This window comes from Sphingomonas sp. IBVSS2 (assembly GCF_002127225.1).
In the GTDB taxonomy this organism is placed as follows: domain Bacteria; phylum Pseudomonadota; class Alphaproteobacteria; order Sphingomonadales; family Sphingomonadaceae; genus Sphingomonas.
In genome coordinates this window covers 17,621-40,942 of sequence record NZ_NFUR01000003.1, presented here as the reverse complement: position 1 = coordinate 40,942, position 23,322 = coordinate 17,621, and the positions used below count along the sequence as shown (strand labels likewise).

The window sequence follows — 23,322 nt, the reverse complement described above, 5'->3', positions numbered from 1 at the left end:
TCACTTCCGCCCGAACAGCTTCTCGATATCGCCATGCGCCAGCTTCACCCAGGTCGGGCGGCCATGGTTGCACTGGCCCGAATGCGGCGTAACTTCCATCTCGCGGAGCAACGCGTTCATCTCGGCCACCGACAGCACGCGCCCCGCCCGCACCGAGCCATGGCAGGCCATGGTCGCGGCTACATGGTCGAGCTTCTCCTTGAGGCTGAGCGCCTCGTCGAAGCTGGCGAGCTCGTCGGCGAGATCGGTGACGAGCGCGTGCACATCGCCCTTGCCGAGCGCGGCGGGCACCGCGCGGACCAGCATCGCTCGGGGACCGAAGCGCTCGAGATCCAGGCCGAATTCGGAAAGCTCTCCGACACGGGCCTCCAGCCGGTCGCAACCGGGCTCGTCCAGCTCCACGACCTCCGGAACGAGCAGCCCCTGCGACGCCACGCCGCCTTCGGACATGGCGCGCCGCATCCGCTCGAGCACGAGCCGCTCGTGCGCGGCATGCTGGTCGACCAGGACCAGGCCGTCCTCGGCCTCGGCGACGATATAGGTCTTGGCGACCTGGCCGCGCGCCACGCCGAGCGGATGCTGGATGCCTTGCGGGACGGGCGCGATCGCCGGCTCGGCCCGGGCGAGCGGCGGCGGAGCCGAGAAGCCCGGGCGGCGATCCTGGACGCCCGCATAGCGATAGGTCGGCGCCGGATCGTACTGCGGCGCAGGCGTGAAGGCGGGTCCGGCGTCCCAGAGCTGCGGCGCAGGCGCCACCGGGGCGCTGGCCTCGCTCGTCCACATCCCCAGGGCCGCCTCGCTCGGGCGCTGGGCGCTGCGATGGCCCGCCTCGTCGAGCGCGCGGCGCAGGCCCGAGACAATCATCCCGCGCACCAGGGCCGGATCGCGGAAGCGGACCTCGGTCTTGGCCGGGTGGACGTTCACATCGACCTGGTCGGGCGGCACGTCGAGGAACAGCGCGACCACCGGATGGCGGTCGCGCGCCAGCATCTCGGCATAGGCGCCGCGCAGGGCACCGATGAGGAGGCGATCCTTCACCGGGCGGCCGTTGACGAACAGATATTGGTGATCGGCCACGCCGCGATTGAAGGTCGGCAGGCCGGCGACGCCGCCAAGGGTGATCCCCTCGCGCTCGAAATCCACCGCGACGCTGTTCTCGGCCAGCGCGCGATCGGTAAGTCCGGCCACGCGCTCCGGCCCGGTCTCGCCGCCCTGCACCTGCAGCGCCCTGCGCCCGTCATGCTCGACCGAGAAGGCGATGTCGGGCCGCGCCATGGCGAGGCGTTTCATCACGTCGAGGCTGGCGGCATATTCGGCGCGGGGCGAGCGCAGGAACTTGCGGCGCGCCGGCACGCGGCCGAACAGCGCCTCGACTCGCACGCGGGTGCCCGGCGGCAAGGCGGCCGGGCCTTCGGAGACGAGCGTGCCGTTGTCGACCACCCGGCTCCAGCCCTCGGTGCCGCGCACCCGGCTCTCCAGCGTCATCCGTGCCACGCTGGCGATCGAGGGCAAGGCCTCGCCGCGAAAGCCCAGGGTGGTGACCTGGTCGATCTCGTCGTCGGGCAGCTTGGAGGTGGCGTGGCGCTCCAGCGCGAGCGCCATTTCGGGCGGCGACATCCCGCAACCATCATCGGTGACTTCGATCAGGTCGGTGCCGCCGCCGGCCAGTTTGACGGCGATCCGGGTGGCTCCGGCGTCGATTGCGTTTTCGACCAGTTCTTTCAGCGCGCTGGCGGGGCGTTCGACCACTTCTCCCGCTGCAATTCGGTTGACAAGGTGTTCGGGCAGACGGCGTATTGACATGGTCGTTGCTCTAGCCCAAGCGGCGGCATCCCGCGACCCCAACCGCATGGCAACCAGGCCGGATTCTTCAGTCCGTCCCGGAAAGGTCCCGGACTAGATATTTTGTGCGATTAGCCGGCGGCGGGCGCCCGCCCGGCAGGACGGAAACATAGATGGCATTTCCCCGCTTGTTCAATTTCATGTCCCACGACATGGCGATCGATCTCGGCACCGCGAACACGGTGGTTTACCTCCGCGGCCGCGGCGTCGTCCTCAACGAACCGTCGGTGGTGGCGGTCGAGACGCTCAACGGCGTCAAGCGCGTCAAGGCGGTCGGCGACGACGCCAAGCTGATGATGGGCAAGACCCCCGGCAGCATCGAGGCGATCCGCCCGCTGCGCGACGGCGTGATCGCCGACATCGACATCGCCGAAGAGATGATCAAGCACTTCATCCGCAAGGTGCACGGCCAGCGGCGCTTCATGCGCTGGCCGCAGATCGTGATCTGCGTGCCCTCGGGCTCCACCTCGGTCGAGCGCCGCGCGATCCGTGACGCCGCGTCGAACGCCGGCGCGTCGCAGGTGTGGCTGATCGAGGAGCCGATGGCGGCCGCGATCGGCGCCGACATGCCGGTGACCGAGCCGATCGGCTCGATGGTCGTCGATATCGGCGGCGGCACCACCGAAGTCGCGGTGCTCTCGCTGCGCGGCCTCGCTTATTCCACTTCGGTCCGCGTGGGCGGCGACAAGATGGACGAGTCGATCGTCTCCTATGTGCGCCGCAACCACAATCTGCTGATCGGCGAAGCCACGGCGGAGCGCATCAAGCAGGAAGTCGGCGTCGCCAAGCCGCCGGCGGACGGCATCGGCCAGACGATCCACATCAAGGGCCGCGACCTGGTCAATGGCGTGCCCAAGGAAATCCAGATCAACCAGGGCCAGATCGCGGAAGCGCTGTCGGAGCCGGTGGGCACCATCGTCGAGGGCGTGCGCATCGCGCTCGAGAACACCGCGCCGGAACTGGCCGCGGACATCGTCGACCAGGGCATCGTCCTCACCGGTGGCGGCGCGCTGCTCCAGGGGATCGACGAAGTGCTGCGCGACGAGACCGGCCTGCCCGTCACGATCGCCGAGGACCCGCTGACCTGCGTGGCGCTCGGCACCGGGCGCGCGCTGGAAGATCCGGTGTTCCGCGGCGTCCTCATCTCGGTCTGATCGGAGCAAAGGGGTATGGCGCCGCCACGCAACCGGCGCCCGGGGTTTTCGCGGCGGGCGCAGTACGGGCTCTTCCTCGGCTATGTGGGGCTGGTCGGCGGAATGCTGGTCGCGGCCGGCCTCCTGCTGCTTTCGATATTCAATCCGCCGGCCTTCGGCGCGGTGCGTGGTTTCTTCTCGGAGATCACCACGCCCGTCGCCTCCGCCTTCACCTGGGTGCGCACCAGCGTCGCCGGGGTGCCCGAAGGCGTCTCCAGCTATGTGAACGTGCGCGGCGAGAATGCCCGGCTCAAGAAGCAGATCGCCGACAATGCATTGCTCGTCGAGCGCGCGCGCACGCTCAACCAGGAAAACCGGCACCTGCGCGAGATGCTCAAGCTGCACGACGTCTCCACCGATGCCGTGGTGGTGGCGCGGCTGGTGGCCAGTTCGATGGGCAGCACCCGGCGCTATGCCACGCTCAACGCGGGCGGCTGGCAGGGCGTGAAGGCGGGGCAGCCAGTGCGCCAGCCCGACGGGCTGATCGGCCAGGTGGTGGAGACCAGCCCCAATACCGCGCGCGTGCTCCTGATCGTCGATCCGGAGAGCATCGTCCCCGTGCGGCGCACCCGCGACGGCCTGCCCGCGATCGCCACCGGGCGCGGCGACGGGCTGCTCGACATCCGCTCGGCAAGCGTGGCGACGATGATCTTCCAGCCGGGCGACACCTTCGTCACTTCGGGCACCGGGGGCATCTTCTCGCCGAACATCCCCGTCGCGCGGGTGATCCGCACCTCACGCGACATCGCGGTGGCCCAGCCTTCGGCCAATCCCGACGCGCTCGATTTCGCGCTCGTCCAGGCGACGTTCCTGCCTGACCCGACGCCTACCCCGTCCCCCACTCCCTCGCCCAGCGCAAAGCCCAAGGCCGGGAAGAAATAGCGGTGACCGACTATATCCCCCTCGGCCGCAGCGAGAAGATGCCGCGCAGCATCTGGCTGGCGCCGCTCTCGGTGGTGCTGGGGTCGATGACGACATTGCTGCCGGTGGTGGCCACCGTGCCCTTCCTGCCGCCGTTCGGGCTGATGATGCTGCTCGCCTGGCGGCTGATGCGCGGCGATTCGATGAAAGTGTGGATGCCCGTCCCGCTGGGCTTTTTCGACGACATGCTGAGCGGCCAGCCCCTGGGCAGCGCGATGCTGCTCTGGTCGGCCGCGGTGCTGATGGTGGACGTGCTCGATACCCGGCTGGTGTGGCGAGATTTCTGGCAGGACTGGCTGATCGCCGGCGGCGCGATCGCCTTCGTGCTGATCGGCGGGCGGCTGGTGGCCGCCCCCTTCACCGCCCATGTCGATACGGCGCTGCTCATCCAGATTCTCATCTCCGCGGCGCTGTTCCCCGTGGTTGCCCGGTTCTGTGCGTGGCTCGATCGGGATAAGAAGCGACAATAATGGCCCGGATCACCGAAGCAGCGCAGGCTTACAGTTTCTCCCGCCGCGCGCTGGTGCTCGGCGGGATCCAGGGCGCGGCCGCGCTGGTGCTGGCCGGGCGGATGACCTGGCTCGCCGTGTTCGAGAACGAGCGCTACCGGCTGACCGCCGAGAGCAACCGCGTCCGCCTGACGCTCACGCCGCCGCGGCGGGGCTGGATCGTCGACCGCAGCGGCATCCCCATCGCCAACAACCGCACCGCGTTCCGCGTCGACATGATCCCCGACCGGATGGAGGACAAGGAGAAGACGCTGGGCATGCTCCAGCAGATCCTGAGCCTCTCCGAAGAGGAAATGTCGCGCATCCGCACCGACCTGAAGCGGGCGGCGGGTTTCCAGCCCGTCCAGGTCTCCGACAATCTCGATTGGGAGCGCTTCGCCGCGGTGAGCGTGCGCGTGCCGGAGATGCCCGGCGTGCAGCCTACCCGCGGCTTCTCGCGCAACTATCCGCTGGCCGCGGGCGTCGCGCACCTCGTCGGCTATGTCGGCACCGCTTCGGCCGAGCAATATCAGAAGGAAAAGGACCCGCTGCTGGTCGCCCCCGGCTTCAAGCTGGGCAAGGACGGGCTGGAGAAGACGCTGGAGGACCGCCTGCGCGGCACGCCGGGCGCCAAGCGCGTCGAGGTGACGGCGCATGGCCGGCTGGTCAAGGAACTCGCCACCCGGCCCGACCAGCCGGGCGAGACGGTGAAGCTCACCATCGACGCGCTGCTCCAGGAATATGTCGCGCGGCGCCTGGGCACCAATTCCGGCTCGGCGGTGGTGATCGACGTGAGCAATGGCGACATCCTCGCCATGGTCTCGATGCCTGCCTATGACCCCAACAGCTTCTCCGACGGCATCAGCCGCAACGAATGGAAGATGCTGAGCGAGGACGACCATGTGCCCTTGATGAACAAGGTGCTGCAGGGCCTCTATCCGCCGGGCTCCACGGTGAAGCCGATGAACGGGCTGGCGCTGTTGCACGCGGGTGTCGACCCCAATGCCCGGGTGGTGTGCTCGGGCGCGCTGCGCGTGGGCAATGGCGTGTTCCACTGCCACAAGCGCGGCGGGCACGGCGCGCTCGATCTCAAGCATGCGATCATGCAGAGCTGCGACATCTATTTCTACGAGATGGTGCGCCGCGTCGGCTATGATGCGGTGGCCCCGATGGCGCGCGCGCTCGGCCTGGGGCAGAAGTTCGACCTGCCCTTCAGCACCCAGCGCTTCGGCACCGTGCCCGACAGCGCCTGGAAGCTGAAGCGCTACAAGCAGCAATGGACCGTCGCCGATTCGCTCAACGCCTCGATCGGCCAGGGCTATGTGCTCGCCAATCCGCTGCAGCTGGCGGTGATGGCGAGCCGGCTGGCATCGGGGCGCCAACTCGTCCCGCGGCTGCTGGCGGACGCGCCGCACCAGGATGCCCCGCCCCTCGCCTCCACGCCCGAGCAGCTGGCCATCATCCGCGACGCGATGTTCGGCGTGATCAATTCGGGCGGCACCGGCGGCGCGGCGCGGATCCAGGTTCCCGGCATCACGCTCGCCGGCAAGACCGGCACCGCCCAGGTCCGCCGCATCACCATGGCGGAGCGTGCATCGGGCGTGCTCAAGAACGCCTCGCTGCCGTTCAAGCTGCGCGACCACGCGCTGCTCGTCTGCTTCGCCCCGGCGGAGAACCCGAAATATGCCGCCGGCATCGTGCTCGAGCATAACGGCCACACCGTCCGCAACCTCGACACGCCGATGATCGGCCGCGACATCATGACTTTCCTATTCGACCGGAAGCGCGCGATGGAATCGCTGCATCGCGAGGAGCCGACCTGGGGCGGCGACTATCGCACCCGGATGGCCGAGCAGGCCAAGGCCTTCAAGGCGGCCCAGAGCGCGCCGCCGCCCGAAGCGCCCGAGGACGCGGCCGAGGCGGCGAGCACCGTCGCTTCCGAGGCCGCCAACGCCACGACCAGCAACACGATCGACAGCAGCGCGGCCGAACGCGGCAGCGTGGAGGCAGACTGATGGCCACGCTCCAATCCTCGGGCCTCGGCCCCTCCGGCATCGTGCCCGGACCGCTGGCGCAGCTGCCCTGGCGGATCATCGGGCTGGTGGTGGCGATCGGCATGTTCGGGCTGGTCGTGCTCTATTCGGCCGCGAGCGGCAGCATGACGCCCTGGGCGTTCAACCAGGGCCTGCGCTTCTTCGTCTTCCTCGCCATGGCCATCGGCCTGTCGCGCGTGCCGGAGAGCTTCTGGGCGCTGGGCGCCTTCCCCATGTACATCGTCATCGTGGTGATGCTGGTCGGCGTGGAGCTGCTCGGCGCGGTGGCGGGCGGCAGCCAGCGATGGCTCGACCTCGGCTTCATCCGGCTGCAGCCCTCCGAGCTGATGAAGCCGGTGATCGTGATGGCGATGGCCCGATTCTACGAGATATTGCCGGCAGGCGAGATCCGGAAGTTCGGCGCGATCTGGCCTGCCTGCGTGCTGATCGGCATCCCGGCCGGCCTCGTCATGCTCCAGCCCGATCTCGGCACGGCGCTGATGATCACCGCGGGCGGCGTGACGGTGATGTTCCTGGCCGGCATCCCGCTGCGCCTGTTCATCGGCGGCGCGCTGGCGCTGGCGGTGGCGGCGCCGCTGGCGGTGAATTTCGTCCTGCACGACTATCAGCGCAACCGCGTGCTGATCTTCCTCGATCCCGAGAGCGATCCGCTGGGCACCGGCTATCACATCAGCCAGTCCAAGGTGGCGATCGGATCGGGCGGCGTGTTCGGCAAGGGCTTCCTGCAGGGTACCCAGAGCCATCTCGACTATCTGCCCGAGGGCCATACCGACTTCGCGCTGGCGACGATGATGGAGGAATGGGGGCTGATGGGCGGCTTCTTCCTGATCGTAGGCTTCGGCATCCTGATCCGCTGGGGGATCGGCGTGAGCATGCGCGCGCAGAGCCGCTTCGCGCGGCTGACGGCGGCGGGCCTTTCCGCCACCATCTTCTATTACTGCGCGATCAACATGGCGATGGTGATGGGCCTGGCGCCGGTGGTGGGCGTGCCGCTGCCGCTGATCAGCTTTGGCGGCACGGCCGTGATGACCTTCATGATCTGCTTCGGAATCCTGCTCTCGATCGACCGCCAGAGCCGCCGCGTGCAGCGCTGGTGATTTTTTTGTGATTGGGGGTTTACAAGCCGCAAACCGCGCCGCTAAAGGCGCTCCTCCACTGCGGAGGCGCACCCACCAAGGGCGCCGAAACAACCCGGAATGGACGCATAGCTCAGTTGGTAGAGCAGCTGACTCTTAATCAGCGGGTCCTAGGTTCGAGCCCTAGTGCGTCCACCATTTCTTCTCCTTACATCTCAACATCTTGCACCGTCTTGTGACGCCAAAATCAGCACGTCCCTGCGCGGGGCTGTGGGTGATTTTGCACCATCGGCTTCCGCAGTTTTCTGCGCCTCTCCGTCGTCGCGGATTTTCGGCACAAAAGTCAGCTGGTCGGCATAGGGCTGAAGGTGCTTCACCGACATATGCGCATAGCGGCGCACCATCGACTCCGACATCCAGCCGCCCAGCTCCTGTAGCACCCAGGTGGGCACGTCGCTCTGCCGAAGCCCTGTCGCGAGCGCAAACACGACCACGTCACGCTGATGCTCGGGCAATTCCTTGAGCAGCCGTTCGGCCTGCTCCTCGGTGATCCATCGAACCCGGACCTTGCCGCCGCGGCTGTAGTTCTTGAACGCCGGTACCCGATCGGTCCATTCCCATTCCCGCATCACCCGCCGGAAGATGGCGCGGATAAGCGCCTCATAGAGATCCTTGATGCGATCCGAGCGCTGGATATGCTTGTCGATCAGCCGGTCGATCTGGTCGAGAAGCTTGCCTCTCAAATGACCGGTAAACCAGCCATCTTCCAGGATCGGGAGCAAGTTTTGACTGAGCCGAAGAATGTCATCGTGACCGGCGCGGCAGGATCGCTAGGCATAGCCATCGCCGAAGATCTGAAAAGCGACGGATGGAACGTCATCGGCATCGACCTGAAACGCAGCCCAGCCTGCGAAACGATTCTAATCGATCTCTCGGATCCGAACGCCATCCGGGCAGGCTTCGACGCCATCGCGCGCGAATTCTCCCGTCTCGACGGTCTCGTGAACAATGCCGGCGTCTTTCTCGGCAAGGGATGGGAGGAGATCGCGGATAACGAGGTGAGCCGGACGCTCGACGTGAACCTGCGTGCTCCGCTGCTGCTGTCGACCTTGTTCGCCAGGCGAGCGATCGCGCAGGCGACACCGGGGGCGATCGTCAACGTGGCGTCCGTTGCTGGGCGCGAGCCAGGTCATGATATCGTCTACGCGGCCTCCAAGGCCGCCCTCATCCAGCTCACGCGCGGTCTGGGGCGACAGCTCGCAGGCGACGGCATCCGCGTGAATGCGGTGGCCCCGGGCGTCATCGAGGGTCAGATGGCGGATCGGATTCCCGAACCGGGCCGCTCGGCCTATATGCAGCGGACCCCGATGAAGCGCTTTGCCGAACCGGCCGAAATCGCCGGCGTGGTATCGTTCCTGCTGTCGAGCAGGTCCAGCTATCTTGCCGGGGCCGTCATCGACGCGAATGGCGGCCTGTTCTGAACCGGCACGACGGGAATTGCGCCGCAGCGTGCCGTCGGTATCGAGGCACGCGCGCTCGACGGTCATGCCGGTCACGCCTATCGGGGCGCCGCTCCCATCACGGCGATGGCGAGCGCGGCGACGGCGACCGCTTCTATCGCGACCCGCCAGCGGCTGCGCCGGGTCCAGGCCCATGCCGCCTCGGTCTGCGACCGGTTGAGGTCACCCGCCCGTTCGAAGCCGAGCGCCGCCGGGATGAAATGAAATATGGACCAGACTCGCGTCATCGCATGCGCCGCGAGCGCGGCAAGGATGCAATATCTTGCGAACGGATTCTGCCAGTTCGCCCACAAGGAACCCGCCAGGGCAAGTTCATAGATCGTATGCGCCGGAATCCAGAAGAGCTTGCGGTCGATACCGCCCCTTTCGGGCTGGATCAGTTGCGGTTGCTTCGGCCAGACGCGATCGATCAGGAGAATTTCGTAAAGGCCGCCGCCGAGCCCGATGGCTCCGAAAACGATGGTTGTCTGCAGGATCGCGACGTGGAAACTCACTGGCCCGGTCATCCGATATCGGCTAACGATCAAATATCTTAATTTTCGAGATACACGAATGTCAAGAGAACGAGTTGCGGCCATCATGCGGCTCACGGACGCGCTTCGGGCTTCCAGCGCCCAAGCGCTGATGGTGAGCCACGGCGTCGCGGCGAAAGTCGGCCTGAACATGACCGACCTCGAGTGCCTCGACATCATCCAGATGGGTGGCAGCGTCACCGCCGGCGAGCTCGCGCGCAGGACCGGCCTCACGACCGGCGCAATGACGACGGCGATCGACCGCCTCGTGCGTGCCGGCTATGCGGAGCGGCAGGCCGATCCGAACGACCGGCGCCGGGTTCTCGTGACGACCCGCGCCGACAATATGCGAGCGCTCTGGCAGATCTACGCGCCGCTGCAGGCCGCGATGGAACGGCTCTACGAGGGGCATTCGGAAGACGAGCTGCACATGATCGCAACCTTCACGGAGCAGGCGCTGACGATTTCCTCGGAGTTCACGCGTCGGCTCCATGACGAGCAAGATGCGGGCGATCCCGTATAGGCCGACCCCGGTTCCCTATTGCGCATAGGTGACCAGCGTCATCGCGCGAATGCCGCTGCGGCCTCGCCCGCCGAACGGCCGCTTGCGGACGCCGCGTCGGCGAGCATGCCAACCGGCCCCACCCAGTCGCCGGCGATGAACAGGCCTTCGCCATTCGGAACCGCGACCCCCGGACGCCCGTGCAGGCCACGCCTCGCGGCAAGCGGGATCGACGAGTTCACCGGCATGGCCCCCAGGAATTGGCGCGCCCGCTCCTGCTCCCGCCATCCTGGTTGCGTCAGATCGATGAATCCTTCGAGCTCGGCGATGAGCTGGCCGCGGCTCGGCTTCTCGTCCGGCTCGATGTACCGCATGGCGTGCAACAGCGCCGCGCCTTGCGGCGCGAGCCGGGCCGCTGCGCTATGAACCGAGAAATAGAGCGGTCGATCGATGTCGAGCGCGAACAGGATGTCGGGACGCGGCAGGTGCGCGAGACCGATATCGAGGCATGCCACCTTCGCCGGCACTACATTCGTCGCTTCCTCGAGGCCCTCGATTCGCGGGGACAGCGCCATGGCTTGCGCCGGATTCACCGCAAGTATGACCGCGCGAGCCGTCAGAGAGCTCCCGTCCCTGAGTGTCGCGCGCCAGGACGCTCCGCGATCGATCGATGCAACCGGACAGCCCGACCGAAGACTGGCGCCAAATTCAACGCAGGCGGAGCGGAGACCGTCGACTATCGTCTCCCAGCCGCCATCGACGTAGCGAGCGTTTCGCGCCAATCCGCCAGCGAGCTGGCCGAGCAGCGCCGATGCGTCGGCCAGGTCCGGTGCATGGACGATGCTTGTCAGCCGAACCATCGCGGCGAGCGTCGAGCGAACCCTGGGCGACGGCGAGAGTGCCGCCAGCGCATCACGCAAGCTGCCGCCAGGCGGCGTCTCTATCGAGCCATCGAGCAGACCGCGAAGCAACTTACCCATTTCACTCTTTTCGGTATCGGTAAGCAGCGAGGTCGAAGCGAGCCCGCTCGCGCTGAAGGGGGCTGCGTGCAGCGTGTCGCCCGCGACGAAGAAACCGGCGACCAGGGGCGGCACTCCGCCCGCCGCAGCAATACCGAGGTCCTGCAGTATCTCATCCAGCAAGCCGTCGCGATACAAAGCGTGTGCGCCCTGGTTGAAATGATATCCCGAGACGATCCGCGTTCTGGCGCGCCCTCCGAACGTTGCCGACGCTTCCAGAAGAACGACGCGGCTTCCGTTTCTGGAGGCGAAGGCCGCGGCCACCAGGCCGGCGATGCCTCCCCCAACGACAATGACGTCGAACTCGGACATCGGGCCCTCCATTTCGGACAATTTGTATCCGCTTTAATGTGGATATAGGATGTCCGCAATGAGAATCAGCGACGGCGTCGAATGGGCGGTCCATGTGTGTGGCGTACTGGCGGCGGTGCCGGAAGGACGCGGCCTGCCCGGTGCCAAGCTCGCCGAATTCCATGAGCTGCCGCCGGCCTATCTGGCCAAGCACCTGCAGGCGCTGTCGCGCGCCGGTATCGTGACGGGGGGGCGCGGCGCGAAGGGCGGCTATCGCCTCGCGCGCGCGCCTTCCGCTATCTCGCTGCTCGATATCGTGATCGCGATCGAAGGTCCGCAGCCAGCCTTTCGCTGCACGGAAATCCGGCAGCGCGGTCCGTGCCCGGCGCCACCATCCGCCTGTCGAGCCGCGTGCCCCATTTCGCGCGCGTTTCATGCAGCCGAAGCCCTGTGGCGCGAAGCGCTGGCCGGCGTGACGATCGCCGAGATGAACGCGGCCGCGGCGGATGAATCGTTCGACGCCAAACGACGCAGCCAATTCCGAGCTTGGCTCGTGACTGCGCTAGGTTGACCGACGCACGAAATATCTGCCGGACCAGCGTAGACCTGCGCCGCGCGCGTTCCGGCGTGCGAGCTTCGCCGATCATCTGATAGAATTCGGCCATTTCGGCGACCCCGGCGTTCGCCCAATCGGGAGTGCCGCCGGCCCTTGCCAGGAGACGGCAGCGCGCCCTCATTTTTCAATCGCAAGGGCCACCTCGTAGAGCCCGGGATGGGCATCCCCGTAGCGTCTGTTTCCTTCGATCATTCCCTTCTGAAGGAGGTGATCGAACGCCCGTTCCGCCGCTTCGCGATCGACACTCTGCGCGTAATTGACGACACGCGTGCCGTCGAGGCTGCGATGAAGGCTGGCGGATATCCACCCCTCGACGTCGCGCGCCACCTGGGCAGCCTCGTAGAGATATTCGATGAGCGGCTGCTGCTCGCCCGGCGACACAAAGCAATCCCATGGCACGGCGGCCTTGCGGATGGCGCCCGCCCGGCTTGGTCATTGATGAATCGGGCGGATCGAGTGCGTAGGCATATCAGCGGCGATCCCAGAAAGCGCGCCAGCATTGCTATCTAGCGCGTGGCATATCCCGTGCGATCACGGCGAGCGCGCGTGCGGCGCGACCGCGAGCGCTCTCACCTTGCGTCGGCGCGATCGGGAAATCGGGCGCAATGCCCGCGACCTCATCCGCGCCGTTCGCGCGCAGCCGCATGCAGTTCGGGATCCGAAAGCGCAGCTGCGAATGGGCCAGCACCAGCGGATCGCCCTTTGCCATGAACCCGCATCCATCCCCTCCAGTCCGCGCGCCGAGCGTCTTGGCGATGCCATTGTCCCGCATCGTCGCCACAAACATCTCCGCGGCCGAGAAGCTGCGGTTGTCGGTCAACACATAGACCGGGCCTGTCCAGGCGCCGAAATGCGATTCGATCGTCGCGGACCAGGAAAGCCGGCTCGCCAAATCACGATCGCCATAGGCACCTTTGGGCAGGCCGCTGCTGAAACCGCCCGCAGAGCCGGCCGCGAGAAGATTGTTGCAAGCATCCTTTCTCCAAGGTCGCTGTTCGGTCCAGACCCAGGAGAGATCGCAGTGCTGCGTGCCGATCCGCGCCCTCGCGCTTTCGAAGAACCGCAGCGCCTGCGCCAATGCCCTGGCGCCGTCGGCCTTGGGCTTGGCGGCAAGCCCCCGATTCATCGAGCGGATCTGCTCGTCGAAATATTGGGCGGATACCGGCGCATCGACCATCGACATCGGCGCCGATGCGACGGCGCGATCGGTGAACATCCGCGGCATCCAGTCGCCGCTGTCCCCGCCGCCGCTGTTGCGGCCGACATCGACGAGTATCGCGACCGCGCCCTGCTCGCGAAGCGTCGCCAGGGTCTCGGCAAGCGCGGCGAACCACAGGTCGCTCGCCGCGTCCTCGATCGCACGCCGCGTGACTGCGGTGCCCGCAGCTTCGAGCGCAGTCCAGGCGCGCGTACATAGCGCGGGGAATGCGGTCGGCTCGAATTCCTGGATACGCACGATCCCGATTCTGCGGCCATCGGGGCCGGGCACCAGGCCGCTGCGAAACGGATCGCCGAGCCCGTCACCGAGCATCGCGAATCCCGGCAGGCTTTCGAACGGCAGCGTAAAGACCACCGGGCCGGTCACAGCATAGCCCAGCGCGGCGCAGCCGGTGGGCGATTGTCCGTGGAGCAGTGCCGACTCCTCGGGTTCCGGTGCCTGCGCGACGGTTGGGACAGCGAGCCGGGGCAAGGGCGACAGATGCCCGTCATGGAAACCGGCGACGAAATCGAGCAGCGCCTTTTCGGCCTCGCTATCGGTAGCGGCCTGGGCCAGCGCATCCCGGGTACGGCGCTCCAGGCGCGGAACATCGATGCCGCTTTGTGGCGATCCCATCCAGGCGAGATTGACATAGGTGCGCTCGAGCGCAGCCTTCAGCTCCTGGAAGTCCTCCAGCCATTCGGCGCGATGAAACGCCGATCGGGCCTCCTGTGCAGCGGCGGGTTGCAGGGCAAGGCCGGCGAGGCACGCCATCGCCATCATCGGTGCGTTTCGGTACCTTTTGGGGGTCGTCATCGGCACATTCTCCATCGGATACGCCGCCGACTATCGTGCCCCCGCCCTTCCGTATTGGACGCAGCGGACGATTGTACGCTAGGCGCCCTTTCGGAAAACCGCCGGCGTGCAGCCGACCTCGGCCTTGAAGCTCCGCGTCAGATGCGACTGGTCATAGAAGCCGCAGGATTGGGCGATCTCGGCGAGCGGCATATGTCCGGACCTGAGCAAGTCGGACGCGGCCGCGACGCGAAGCTTGCGCTGATATTCGCCGATACTGTGCCCGAACGCGCGCTGAAATCCGCGCGACAGGCGGACGGGATCGCAGCCGATCGCCGCCGCGATCTCCCCCAGGCTGCGCGGCTCGCAGGCATGTGCGTCGATATAGGCACGGGCGTCGCGCAACCAGCGGGCCGGGGTGTCCTGCTGCCGGGTCGCCGATCTTCCGAAGAGCGCCAGCAATTCATAGCCCAGGCCCTCGATCGCGAAGCGCGAGAACATATCGTCGATCGACAGTTCCGCCACGATCCGGCGACCGATCGACGCGATGGCTTCGGAGTGGATCGCAGGCGCATCGTCGAGCCGGACATTCGCGGAAAGATATTCCAGGCCGAAGCGCGTGGGATTCAACACCAGCTTGGAAGCGCCGGAGCGACCGATGCGCTGGGAATGGGGTTCGCCCGCCGGGCAGAAGGACAGGCTCCCGGCCCGGTAGCGCTCATGCCGCCCGCGCACATTTTCCTGATACTCCCCGGCGACAAGGATGCAGAGGCTGGCTTCGTCGTGCACATGCTCCGCCATCGCGGAATGGGCCGGATAGCGACCGGTCCGAAGCGACTCGAAAGGTGCGTTCATGCCGCAACTCTCGCGCCGGCCGCATCGAGGGACAATCCATGAAATGCCGATATCATGAGCGATAGAAGGTTTTCCTATCGATCAGGGGAGATGTCCCAAGCTACTGTGCAACAAAATTCGAGGAACGAACTTTGCTCGAATGATTTCGCCTCAGCCGAAAGCTTCGTCGATGTACGTGAGACGCTCGGCGAGCCGCAAGGGGCACGGTACGCGACTTGGCACGAGCCCTTGGCCGAGCGGTCCTAGTAGCCGCCCGGAGCAAGCCTCTGGGAGAGCCACCAGATATTGCCGGAGGGATCGGCCAGGCCGCCTTGCTGTTCTCCGTAAGGTCGAAAGCCCACCGGACTGATTTCGCGCCCGCCAGCCGCGACAGCGCGTGCCATGGCGCCGGCTGCGTCGACGACATAGAGATAGATCGTCGCCCGCGACGCGGCTTGGCTACCCTGCGCCTCACTTATCATGATGGTCGTGTCGTCGAAGCGAACATGCGCATTCAGGACGACCCCGTCGGGCGCCGCATGAATGTCGATGATTTCGCCGCCGAGGCCCTCGTCAAGGAATCCCAGATAGTCGCGAGCGTTGTTGACGAAGATATAGGGGAAGACCCGCGTGAAACCGGGCGGGATGAGCGGCTTCGATTCTCCGCCAGTCGATTGCTGCATTCCAGCCTCCCGGGAATTCTGATCGGTTGCCGGCATGCCCGGCCAGTTCGCCAAATCCTGCCGGCGCGACATGCTCAGCTTGAGCAGAATGTTCGCAAGATGAAACTTGACGGCTTCCACGCCGATTTCGAACCGTTCGGCGATCTGCCGGTTCGTCATGCCGAACCGCACCGCCTTCGCGACGCGCCACTCCCCCGGCGTCAGAATATCGGGATGGGCGGGCCGTCCTCTTTTCCGGTTGCCGTTCATGCGGGCATCTTATCGACGGGAGATGGGAATTTCACTCCCCGCATCTGAGACCGGACATATTCGATGACGGCGACGCGGATTCGCCCAAGGCACCAACCGTGTCTTGTTCCGGACACCCGATTTCACGGCTTCCCCTTCCGTCCTGCGCACGCAACCCATCCCGATCCTGCAGGTGCCGCAGGATATGGCCGTGACGCGCCGCCACGGGCAATTGCGCAGCACCCATCTTCCATGTCGCCGCGGGACAGGGTCAGCGCCGGCGGAATGGCGTCGACGCCGGTATCCCGTGCGAGGGGAGGGAAAATCGGGTTGGTACGCGATATCCTGGCCAAATGAGGCGGGAAAACCAGAACGGGCGATCGCCCCATCCGGATGTTCCGGCTCATACCGAGCGGCGAATGCCGATGCCATTCGGCACGGGAGCGCAGACCAGAAACCGCCGGACGCTGCAGGGTCTGTGTCGACAGAGTCAAATGTCGCGTCGCCAACATCCTCTCGACGCTCGACCTCCGCAGCCGCGCCGAACTCGGCCACTGGGCTGGCATGCGCGGCAATGGCTCACTCGATGCAAAGGGCATCAAAATGGAAACGCAGTTGGTCATCGGGCCGATCGGCCAGATTTCGCGCCGGGTCAAGGATATCGCCGCGGCCCGGCATTGGTACGGTGAGGTCCTGGGGCTGGAACATCTTTTCTCGTTCGGCGACCTGGCCTTTTTCGATTGCGGCGGTGTCAGATTGTTCCTGACCGAAGAGGGCGACGACGGCGGCGGGGAATCGGTCCTCTATTTTCAGGTCGAGGATATCCGCTTGACGCACGTCGCACTCCAATCCGCAGGTGTGGAATTTGTGGACGCGCCACACATGATCCACCGGCACGATGACGGTACCGAGGAATGGATGGCCTTCTTCAGGGACAATGAAGGCCGCCCACTGGCGCTCGCGACCCAGATCAGGGCCTCGCCAGACATGTTGGTCACAGATCGCCCGCAAAGGGCAGCGGCAATCGATCGCTCATCCGAAAGGAAAGGCCCTGCGCCGGCCCCTGCCCCGTTCTCGATCGCCTGGCCGTAGGGGTGGCTCCCGCACCAAAGCGTCGAAAGGCAGGGAGGATTCGAACGTTTCACTGACGCAATCGTCATCTTGAAACCAGCGCAGCGACCCTTCCGCAAGTCCAGCGCACAAGCATGGCCGCTATTGCAAGGCTGCTTCAATCGCCGGATGCCAGCCCACCCGCCCAAAGAGGACATCGACGGGCCGGGTTGATCGGACCCTCCGGATTCAGAGCCGCCCGGCCGAGACCAATTCTTTCTCGATCTCGCGGATGCGAGCCTCGCCGCGACGCAGCGCATCGGCGCTGGTGTGGACCGAATAATAGCCGAGCGCGAGGTCGTGGGGGTGCGGCACGGCCGAGCCGAGCACCAATTCGCTGTCGGCGATCGCCTCGAACTCGACGGCGCCTTCGCCTGGAGCGAAAGCCGCAAGATCGCCCTCACGCAGCGGCTGCGGCGTTGCGACCAGGCCCTTGCCGACCGCGGCCCACAGCACCTCATGCCCCGCGGGCGGCTGGTAACGCCACCGCTCGCCAGCCTTGAGCGTGACCGCGAGATAGTTGATCGGCGCTGGCGCCTCGACCTGGCTCTGCGCCGATCCGTACGCGCCCAGCAATATTCGCGCGGGGCCGTCCACCGGCACTTCGCCGGGTTCGAGATTGCGGCTGAACGAAGCGCCAAGCTCCAGGTCGGCCGGTAGCGCGATCCAGAGCTGGAAGCCGCGGACCGGCAGCCGGAACGCGTCCGCACCATCGGCGCCACCGTGCCAGATGCCCGAGCCCGCCTGCATATACTCCATGCCGCCGGCGCTCACCATGTCGTCGGCACCCGTCGAGTCCTCGGCGCGAAGGCCGCCCTCGGCCACATAGGTGAGGGTCGCGATGCCCGAATGCGGGTGCATCGCCATGGGCGGGAACGGCCCCATGTCCGCGGAAAAGGCGAACCGGTCGAGGAACACGAAGGGCTTGAGCAGCTTGCCGAAATCGCTCGGGCTCATCAGGCGGGTGATCGGGCCGTGGGTGTGTCCGCGCGTCGTGTGCGTAATCGGGCGGGTGCCGAGAAGGAGGTCGGTCATCGGACAAATCCTTTCAATCATAGGGAGGACGATGGGATGAGGGACCGCAGGCCGGGGGCTGAGCCGGCGGTCCCTCAAGCGGGTCAGACAGCGAGGGACACGCGCCGCGCGCCGAGCCTGGCATCCATGCTCCAGGCACCGCCGCCAAAGGCGATGATCTGAAGCAAGCCGCCGGCGATCGCGAAGTTCTTGAGGAAGTGGATCATCTGGTTCTGGTCGGCGAAATTGCCGTGGAAGAAGATGGCGGTCGCGATCGAGAACAGGGCGAGACCCAGGGCGACCAGCCGGGTGCGATAGCCGATCACCAGCAGCACGCCGCCGATCGCCTCCACTGCGACGGCAAGCGCATAACCGAGCATCGGCGCGGGCAGGCCGGTGGCGGCGATATAGCCCTGGGTTGCGACGGGGTCGGCGATCTTGCCGAGGCCGCTGATCAGGAAAATGGTGGCGATGAGAAGCCGGCCAAAGGCGGCGATCGAAGCATTTTGCGAGGACATGACGGCGGTTCCTTTCACGAGAGCCGCATTCCTTTGCCGCGGCCTTGACGGTCAGATAGGGCGCCGCGCATATTCAAAATAAGTCACATAATGCTGGCATGAACGTTCAAGGAATTTGAAATGCCGGACGTCGGCTTGCCGACCTTGGATCAGATGCGGGTGCTGATCACCATTGCCGAGACCGGCAGTTTCGCAGCGGCGGGGCGTCGGCTTGGACGCGCCACGTCCGCGATCAGCTATACGGTCGCGACGCTCGAGGCCAATCTTGGCATCCAACTCTTCGACCGTGCGCAGGCGCGCAGACCCATCCTGACCGGCGCCGGCAAGTCGGTATTGGCGCGAGCCGCCGCCATTGCCGGCGAGATCGATGACCTGCGCGCCGCCGTCGCCGGGCTCCAGCAGGGGCTGGAGGCGGAGGTTTCTCTCGCGGTGGACGTGATGCTCCCCGCCTGCCGTCTGACCGATGCGATCCGCGCGTTCGAAATGCGCTTTCCCACGGTGACGCTGCGGCTGCATGTCGAGACGCTCGGTGCCGTCGCGGAGCTGGTCCTCGATCGCACCGCGCGGATCGGCATCGCCGGCATCTTCCATTCCAATCGGCCGGGGCTCGACCAGATGAGTGTCGGCGTGGTCGAGATGATCCCGGTGGCGGCGCCGGGCCATTCGCTGGCGCGTCCCGGTCGGCGGACACCCGGCGAAATCCGGCACCATCGCCAGCTCGTTCTGACCGTCCGTGCGCCCTTCGCCGAAGGAGCGGACGCCGGCGTGATGAGTCCCAAGGAATGGCGGATCGCCGATCTTGGCGCCAAGCATGCGCTGCTCCGTGCGGGTTCGGGCTGGGGCTTCATGCCCGAACCCATGGTGCATGATGATATTGAAGCAGGATGCCTGGTGCGCCTCGACCTCCCGGAGGTGACGGTCGGGCACTATCCGCTGCAGGCCATCTATCGCAGCGACGCCCGCCCCGGCCCGGCAGGCGAATGGCTCATCGAACACTTCGCCGCGCAAAGCGGTTGAAATGCCTCGATCGTCAGCAGCAGGTCGGTGGCGTTCAGCGCGGCCTATGCCGGCACCGCGAGTGAGCTACGCCTATCATTGATCGAAGCTTCCATAAGTAAATATCGAGCCGATATGCCTCCCCTAGGAAGGAAAGCCCGGCCAATTGCGAGCATATCCGCTTGGTCCGCGAGAAAACTCCCGCCGGACATGTGCATTTCAACATCATGACAACAAATTTTGTGAACTTCTTGTGACAATTCCACCCGAAGCTCCCCGGCAATTATTTCCAATCAAATGTTCCGAACATATTGCCTTCATGTTGACATTCGACCTCGCCCTACCCTATCCGCCGGCACAGGGAAAAACTATTTTTATCCTTGAAATCTTTATGCGCCACGCACCTGGCACCAGCTGCAGGCTCTTGAGTTACGCGAGTAGATCATGCCGACAGAGGATCCCCTATTCAGACAGGAGGTTTCCGAGCATCGCCGCCAGGGGCTGCAAGGCGAAGTCATCCTCAACCAATCGGTTTCAGCCTCGCTCCTTGTGGCCGCTATCGTTGCGATCACGGCCGCGGCAATTTCCTGGGTGACACTCGGCTCCTATGCCCGCACCGAAACCGTGCGCGGGATATTGGTCACCGAGCGCCCCTCCACCAAGGTTGCCGCGCCGGCCTCGGGCATTGTCGTCGAGCTCGCGGCGCGCGAAGGCACCGTGGTTCGCAAGGGCGACCGACTGGCGGTGATCGCCCTGGACCGCCATGCAGCCGCGGGCGGCGCCGTCATGGCGGATGGCATAGCCAGTCTGGACATCCGCCAGTCCCTTGCACGCGAGCAGATCGCCCTCAACGCCCGCCGCGGAACCGCGGACCGCGAGCGGCTCGCGGCGGCGATGTCCACGGCGTCGCTACAGGCGCGCGACATCGAGGGCCAAATCCAGCTACAAGAGGAAGTAGTTCGATCGAACCAGTCGATGTTCGACCAGATCGCCAAGGTCGTCGAGCGCGGGTTCGTCAGCAAGGTGGAGATGGAACGCCGCCGCCAGAATCTCATCACCTCGCAGCAGAGCCTCGCCAGTCTTCGACAACAACTGACCCAGAAACGGGCCGACGCGAATGCGGCGCGCGCGCAGCTCGCCGCGATCTCCGCGGATTCCGCACGGGGAGAGTTGGAAATCCGCGGTGCCCTTCAGTCCCTGTTGCAGCAGCGCGCCCAGATGGAAGGCGAGCGCGCTTATGTGATCACGGCGCCGATCAGCGGCCGGGTGACGGCCGTGCAGGCCGGGGTCGGGAAACTGGCCCCCGCCCAGGCGCCGCTGCTGACCATCGTGCCCACCGACACGATGCTCAAGGCGGAACTCTTCGCGCCGACGCGCGCAATCGGCTTCGTGCACGCCGGCCAGGAAACACGCATCCTCTACGACGCCTTTCCCTATCAGCGGTTCGGATCCTTTGCCGGCAAGATCAAGGCGATCTCGCGGATCGTCATCGATCCCCGGGAAGTCGACCTGCCGGTAAAGCTCGAGGAACCCGTCTATCGCATCACCGTCGGATTGGATCGCCAGGCTATCCATGCCTTTGGCGAGAACATCCCCCTCCAGCCAGGCATGGCCCTGGAGGCGACCATCATCCTCGAGCGTCAGAGCTTCCTCGACTGGCTGCTGAAGCCGCTCCACGCCATTTCGCGCAGGACCGCATGAGCGTCGAGCTGCTGCAGCTGGGCGGTGCGCGGCGCACACCCATGATCACGCAAAGCGAGGCCAGCGAGTGTGCGCTCGCCTGTCTGGCGATGGTCGCCGGCCATCATGGCTTCAAGACCGACCTCATCGAGCTCCGGCAGCGCTTTGCGCTGTCGCTGAAGGGCGCGACCCTCAAGCAGCTCATGCTCGTCGCCGAGGCCATCGGCTTCAACGCCCGGCCACTCCGCGGCGAGATCGAGGAGCTGGGGCATCTGAAGCTCCCGGCGATTCTCCACTGGAACCTCAACCATTTCGTGGTCCTCACGCGCATCAGCGACGGCGGCGGCGGGCGGCGATACCATGTCCATGACCCGGCCCGCGGCGCATTGACGCTTGGTCGCGAAGAGATGTCGCGCAGCTTTACCGGCGTGGCCGTCGAACTGCTCCAGGCCGAGTCCTTCAAGCCGAAGCAGAGCGCCCCGCCGCTGCGGATAGGGCACCTCTGGTCCTCGATGACCGGCTTCTGGCAGGCAATGCGCAACGTGATCCTGTTGTCGCTCGTGCTTCAGCTTGCCGTGCTCGCCAGCCCGTTCTTCCTGCAGGTCGCGATTGACACGGTCTTTCCCGCCTCCGATCGCGATCTGCTCGGCGTGCTCGCGGTCGGCTTCGCGGGGGTCGCCATCGTCAGCTTCCTCGCGAGCTGGCTCCGCTCGGTCATTCTGGTCAATCTCGGCAACGCCCTCTCCTATCAGGTGGTGATCAATCTCTTCCGCCACCTGATGCGGCTGCCGCTGCCCTGGTTCGAGAAGCGCCATGTCGGCGATATCATCCAGCGCTTCAGCTCGACCATGCCGATCACCAGCCTGCTGAGCCAGGGCCTGATCGCGGGCCTGGTCGACGGCGTGATGGACCTGTTCACGCTGATCCTGATGTTCGTGTACTCGCCCGTCCTTGGCGCCATCGCGATCGTGGCGCTCGGCCTCTATGTCGTGGTCCGGCTGCTGTTCCTGAAAGCGATGCAGCTGCGCAACATCGACGCCATCTCGACTGCCGCGCGCGAGAACAGCGTCTTCATCGAGTCCGTGCGCGGCATCGCGGCGATCAAGGCATTCGGCCGCGAAGGCGAGCGCCAGCGCCTCTGGCAACAGAGCAAGGCGGACGCAGTCAATGCGCAGATCCGGCTCGGCCGCCTGACCGCCGGGTTCGACGCGATCGGCAAGCTCGTTCTCGACCTCGAGGGGGTGCTCTTCGTCCTCGTCGCAATCACGCTCGCGCTCGACGCGAAGCTGACGCTCGGCATGATCTTCGCGTTCAGCGCCTACAAGCAGCAGTTCCTCGGCGCCGGCATGCGCCTGGTCGAGCAGGGGCTGAACCTCAAGATCGTCCAGGTCCACCTTGCCCGCATCGCCGACATCGCCCTGACGCCGAAGGAAGATGATCGGATCGGCGACGCCCCCGATTTCTCGCAGCCTATCACGACGCACAACCTCTGGTACCGGTACGGCATGGGCGAGGCGGACGTGCTGAAAGGCGCCTCGATCCAGATCGATCCGGGCGAGATGATCGCCATCGTCGGGCCGTCGGGCGGCGGCAAGACGACCTTGATGAAGATCCTGATGGGTCTGTTCGAGCCCAATCATGGCAGCATCCAGGTCGGCGGGCGCTCCATCACGACGTTCGGCAAGCAGGCCTATCGCCAGAGCATCGGCTCCGTCGCGCAGGAAGACGCGCTCTATGCCGGCTCGCTCGCGCAGAACATCGCCTTCTTCGATACCGATATCGACATGGAGCGGGTGGAGGACGCCGCGCGGCGCGCCTGCATCCATGACGACATCAAGCGAATGCCGCTCGGCTACGACACGCTGGTGGGCGACATGGGATCGGTGCTGTCGGGCGGGCAGAAGCAACGGGTCCTGCTGGCGCGCGCGCTCTACGGCCAGCCGAAGATCCTGTTCATCGACGAAGGCACCGCGCATCTTGATCCCGAGACGGAGGCGAAAGTGCTCGCCTCGCTTTCCGCGCTCAACATCACCCGCGTGATGATCGCACACCGGACCCAATCGATAGCGGCCGCGAACCGCGTCTACATGGTGGCCGATGGCCGGGTTCTGCTCATGACCGGCGATGACGAGCAACCTGCGCTGCAGGCCGTAGCGGGCGAGTGACGCTGAAGCAAAAATCCAATGACTAAACCCTTATGGAAGAATATACCGCGATAAATCGCATAAAAAT

Annotated in this window: 22 protein-coding genes and 1 tRNA gene; 13 read left to right on the top strand and 10 right to left on the bottom strand. The window is 65.9% G+C overall.

From position 1 onward, the window contains the following. Positions 1–1,803 carry a DNA mismatch repair endonuclease MutL gene (gene mutL, locus CAP40_RS10345; RefSeq protein WP_086129462.1) on the bottom strand — a complete coding sequence of 601 codons (1,803 nt, stop codon included), beginning with the start codon at positions 1,801–1,803 and terminating at the stop codon, positions 1–3. A 152-nt stretch (positions 1,804–1,955) separates the two neighbouring features. Between mutL and CAP40_RS10340 the strand changes: the two genes are divergently transcribed. The 6 genes from CAP40_RS10340 to CAP40_RS10315 all read left to right on the top strand — a co-directional run bounded on the left by CAP40_RS10340 (position 1,956) and on the right by CAP40_RS10315 (position 7,772). Then, positions 1,956–2,996, top strand: coding sequence for a rod shape-determining protein (locus tag CAP40_RS10340; RefSeq protein WP_086129461.1), 1,041 nt, complete (start codon positions 1,956–1,958; stop codon positions 2,994–2,996). Between the two features lie 15 nt (positions 2,997–3,011). Beyond that, positions 3,012–3,917, top strand: coding sequence for a rod shape-determining protein MreC (gene mreC, locus CAP40_RS10335; RefSeq protein WP_086129460.1), 906 nt, complete (start codon positions 3,012–3,014; stop codon positions 3,915–3,917). Between the two features lie 2 nt (positions 3,918–3,919). Beyond that, entirely contained in the window at positions 3,920–4,426 is a 507-nt protein-coding gene (gene mreD / locus CAP40_RS10330; protein ID WP_256924136.1) for a rod shape-determining protein MreD, read from the top strand. Next, positions 4,426–6,459: a penicillin-binding protein 2 gene (gene mrdA / locus CAP40_RS10325; protein WP_086129459.1), complete on the top strand. Its 2,034-nt coding sequence runs from the start codon at positions 4,426–4,428 to the stop codon at positions 6,457–6,459. Before mreD ends, mrdA begins: the two co-directional genes overlap by 1 nt. After that, the gene (gene rodA / locus CAP40_RS10320) at positions 6,459–7,595 is read left to right on the top strand and encodes a rod shape-determining protein RodA (RefSeq protein WP_086129458.1); all 1,137 of its coding nucleotides are present in this window, start codon (positions 6,459–6,461) and stop codon (positions 7,593–7,595) included. Before mrdA ends, rodA begins: the two co-directional genes overlap by 1 nt. 101 nt (positions 7,596–7,696) lie before the next feature. After that, a tRNA-Lys gene (locus tag CAP40_RS10315) sits at positions 7,697–7,772 on the top strand. 17 nt (positions 7,773–7,789) lie between these two features. Here CAP40_RS10315 and CAP40_RS20460 read toward each other — a convergent pair. Continuing rightward, complete coding sequence (locus CAP40_RS20460) at positions 7,790–8,356, bottom strand: hypothetical protein (protein ID WP_179188084.1); 567 nt, start codon at positions 8,354–8,356, stop codon at positions 7,790–7,792. Between CAP40_RS20460 and CAP40_RS10305 the strand changes: the two genes are divergently transcribed. Further along, on the top strand, positions 8,318–9,055 hold the full coding sequence (locus CAP40_RS10305; RefSeq protein ID WP_218822142.1) for an SDR family NAD(P)-dependent oxidoreductase: 738 nt from the start codon (positions 8,318–8,320) through the stop codon (positions 9,053–9,055). The genes CAP40_RS20460 and CAP40_RS10305 overlap by 39 nt on opposite strands. A 77-nt stretch (positions 9,056–9,132) precedes the next feature. Here CAP40_RS10305 and CAP40_RS10300 read toward each other — a convergent pair whose 3' ends face one another. After that, the gene (locus tag CAP40_RS10300; RefSeq protein ID WP_086129455.1) at positions 9,133–9,600 is read right to left on the bottom strand and encodes a hypothetical protein; all 468 of its coding nucleotides are present in this window, start codon (positions 9,598–9,600) and stop codon (positions 9,133–9,135) included. A 73-nt stretch (positions 9,601–9,673) separates the two neighbouring features. Between CAP40_RS10300 and CAP40_RS10295 the strand changes: the two genes are divergently transcribed. Continuing rightward, entirely contained in the window at positions 9,674–10,129 is a 456-nt protein-coding gene (locus CAP40_RS10295; RefSeq protein ID WP_218822141.1) for a MarR family winged helix-turn-helix transcriptional regulator, read from the top strand. Between the two features lie 38 nt (positions 10,130–10,167). On the opposite strand, the gene CAP40_RS10290 is transcribed toward CAP40_RS10295, so the two are convergent. Continuing rightward, positions 10,168–11,439, bottom strand: coding sequence for an NAD(P)/FAD-dependent oxidoreductase (locus tag CAP40_RS10290; RefSeq protein ID WP_179188080.1), 1,272 nt, complete (start codon positions 11,437–11,439; stop codon positions 10,168–10,170). Between the two features lie 58 nt (positions 11,440–11,497). Here CAP40_RS10290 and CAP40_RS10285 point away from each other — a divergent pair, with 58 nt between their 5' ends. Beyond that, the gene (locus tag CAP40_RS10285) at positions 11,498–11,989 is read left to right on the top strand and encodes an Rrf2 family transcriptional regulator (RefSeq protein ID WP_086129452.1); all 492 of its coding nucleotides are present in this window, start codon (positions 11,498–11,500) and stop codon (positions 11,987–11,989) included. A 162-nt stretch (positions 11,990–12,151) separates the two neighbouring features. On the opposite strand, the gene CAP40_RS10280 is transcribed toward CAP40_RS10285, so the two are convergent. The 4 genes from CAP40_RS10280 to CAP40_RS10265 all read right to left on the bottom strand — a co-directional run bounded on the left by CAP40_RS10280 (position 12,152) and on the right by CAP40_RS10265 (position 15,793). Beyond that, the gene (locus CAP40_RS10280) at positions 12,152–12,415 is read right to left on the bottom strand and encodes an antibiotic biosynthesis monooxygenase (RefSeq protein ID WP_218822140.1); all 264 of its coding nucleotides are present in this window, start codon (positions 12,413–12,415) and stop codon (positions 12,152–12,154) included. Positions 12,416–12,536: 121 nt separating this feature from the next. Next, positions 12,537–14,048 (bottom strand): S41 family peptidase, encoded by a 1,512-nt coding sequence (locus CAP40_RS10275; protein ID WP_179188078.1) that lies wholly within the window; start codon positions 14,046–14,048, stop codon positions 12,537–12,539. Between the two features lie 78 nt (positions 14,049–14,126). Then, positions 14,127–14,882 carry an AraC family transcriptional regulator gene (locus CAP40_RS10270; RefSeq protein WP_086129449.1) on the bottom strand — a complete coding sequence of 252 codons (756 nt, stop codon included), beginning with the start codon at positions 14,880–14,882 and terminating at the stop codon, positions 14,127–14,129. A gap of 242 nt (positions 14,883–15,124) precedes the next feature. Beyond that, entirely contained in the window at positions 15,125–15,793 is a 669-nt protein-coding gene (locus CAP40_RS10265; RefSeq protein WP_086129448.1) for a LuxR C-terminal-related transcriptional regulator, read from the bottom strand. Positions 15,794–16,165: 372 nt separating this feature from the next. Between CAP40_RS10265 and CAP40_RS10260 the strand changes: the two genes are divergently transcribed. Then, positions 16,166–16,864, top strand: coding sequence for a VOC family protein (locus CAP40_RS10260; RefSeq protein WP_218822139.1), 699 nt, complete (start codon positions 16,166–16,168; stop codon positions 16,862–16,864). Positions 16,865–17,071: 207 nt separating this feature from the next. Here CAP40_RS10260 and CAP40_RS10255 read toward each other — a convergent pair whose 3' ends face one another. Together CAP40_RS10255 and CAP40_RS10250 are read right to left on the bottom strand one after the other, a co-directional pair. Next, positions 17,072–17,917, bottom strand: a complete 846-nt coding sequence (locus tag CAP40_RS10255; RefSeq protein ID WP_086129446.1) for a pirin family protein — start codon at positions 17,915–17,917, stop codon at positions 17,072–17,074. 83 nt (positions 17,918–18,000) lie between these two features. Continuing rightward, positions 18,001–18,414, bottom strand: coding sequence for a DoxX family protein (locus CAP40_RS10250; RefSeq protein ID WP_086129445.1), 414 nt, complete (start codon positions 18,412–18,414; stop codon positions 18,001–18,003). A 120-nt stretch (positions 18,415–18,534) separates the two neighbouring features. On the opposite strand from CAP40_RS10250, the gene CAP40_RS10245 reads away from it, so the two are divergent. From CAP40_RS10245 to CAP40_RS10235, 3 genes are all read left to right on the top strand, one after another. Then, complete coding sequence (locus CAP40_RS10245) at positions 18,535–19,431, top strand: LysR family transcriptional regulator (protein ID WP_086129444.1); 897 nt, start codon at positions 18,535–18,537, stop codon at positions 19,429–19,431. Between the two features lie 423 nt (positions 19,432–19,854). After that, the gene (locus tag CAP40_RS10240) at positions 19,855–21,111 is read left to right on the top strand and encodes an HlyD family secretion protein (RefSeq protein WP_086129443.1); all 1,257 of its coding nucleotides are present in this window, start codon (positions 19,855–19,857) and stop codon (positions 21,109–21,111) included. Beyond that, positions 21,108–23,255 (top strand): peptidase domain-containing ABC transporter, encoded by a 2,148-nt coding sequence (locus CAP40_RS10235; protein ID WP_086129442.1) that lies wholly within the window; start codon positions 21,108–21,110, stop codon positions 23,253–23,255. The genes CAP40_RS10240 and CAP40_RS10235 overlap by 4 nt, the downstream gene beginning before the upstream one ends. Positions 23,256–23,322: the final 67 nt, after the last annotated feature.

Bases quoted from the DNA above. Each gene is read 5' to 3' on its own strand.
- CAP40_RS10305 (WP_218822142.1), top strand. From the start codon at position 8,318: ATGACCGGTAAACCAGCCATCTTCCAGGATCGGGAGCAAGTTTTGACT.
- CAP40_RS10260 (WP_218822139.1), top strand. From the start codon at position 16,166: ATGTTCCGGCTCATACCGAGCGGCGAATGCCGATGCCATTCGGCACGG.
- CAP40_RS10265 (WP_086129448.1), bottom strand. From the start codon at position 15,793: ATGAACGGCAACCGGAAAAGAGGACGGCCCGCCCATCCCGATATTCTG.
- mutL (WP_086129462.1), bottom strand. From the start codon at position 1,803: ATGTCAATACGCCGTCTGCCCGAACACCTTGTCAACCGAATTGCAGCG.
- mrdA (WP_086129459.1), top strand. From the start codon at position 4,426: ATGGCCCGGATCACCGAAGCAGCGCAGGCTTACAGTTTCTCCCGCCGC.
- CAP40_RS10285 (WP_086129452.1), top strand. From the start codon at position 11,498: ATGAGAATCAGCGACGGCGTCGAATGGGCGGTCCATGTGTGTGGCGTA.
- CAP40_RS10300 (WP_086129455.1), bottom strand. From the start codon at position 9,600: ATGACCGGGCCAGTGAGTTTCCACGTCGCGATCCTGCAGACAACCATC.
- CAP40_RS10290 (WP_179188080.1), bottom strand. From the start codon at position 11,439: ATGTCCGAGTTCGACGTCATTGTCGTTGGGGGAGGCATCGCCGGCCTG.
- CAP40_RS10340 (WP_086129461.1), top strand. From the start codon at position 1,956: ATGGCATTTCCCCGCTTGTTCAATTTCATGTCCCACGACATGGCGATC.
- mreC (WP_086129460.1), top strand. From the start codon at position 3,012: ATGGCGCCGCCACGCAACCGGCGCCCGGGGTTTTCGCGGCGGGCGCAG.
- CAP40_RS10295 (WP_218822141.1), top strand. From the start codon at position 9,674: ATGCGGCTCACGGACGCGCTTCGGGCTTCCAGCGCCCAAGCGCTGATG.
- CAP40_RS10255 (WP_086129446.1), bottom strand. From the start codon at position 17,917: ATGACCGACCTCCTTCTCGGCACCCGCCCGATTACGCACACGACGCGC.
- CAP40_RS10235 (WP_086129442.1), top strand. From the start codon at position 21,108: ATGAGCGTCGAGCTGCTGCAGCTGGGCGGTGCGCGGCGCACACCCATG.
- rodA (WP_086129458.1), top strand. From the start codon at position 6,459: ATGGCCACGCTCCAATCCTCGGGCCTCGGCCCCTCCGGCATCGTGCCC.
- CAP40_RS10245 (WP_086129444.1), top strand. From the start codon at position 18,535: ATGCCGGACGTCGGCTTGCCGACCTTGGATCAGATGCGGGTGCTGATC.
- CAP40_RS10275 (WP_179188078.1), bottom strand. From the start codon at position 14,048: ATGACGACCCCCAAAAGGTACCGAAACGCACCGATGATGGCGATGGCG.
- CAP40_RS10240 (WP_086129443.1), top strand. From the start codon at position 19,855: ATGCCGACAGAGGATCCCCTATTCAGACAGGAGGTTTCCGAGCATCGC.
- CAP40_RS10270 (WP_086129449.1), bottom strand. From the start codon at position 14,882: ATGAACGCACCTTTCGAGTCGCTTCGGACCGGTCGCTATCCGGCCCAT.
- CAP40_RS10250 (WP_086129445.1), bottom strand. From the start codon at position 18,414: ATGTCCTCGCAAAATGCTTCGATCGCCGCCTTTGGCCGGCTTCTCATC.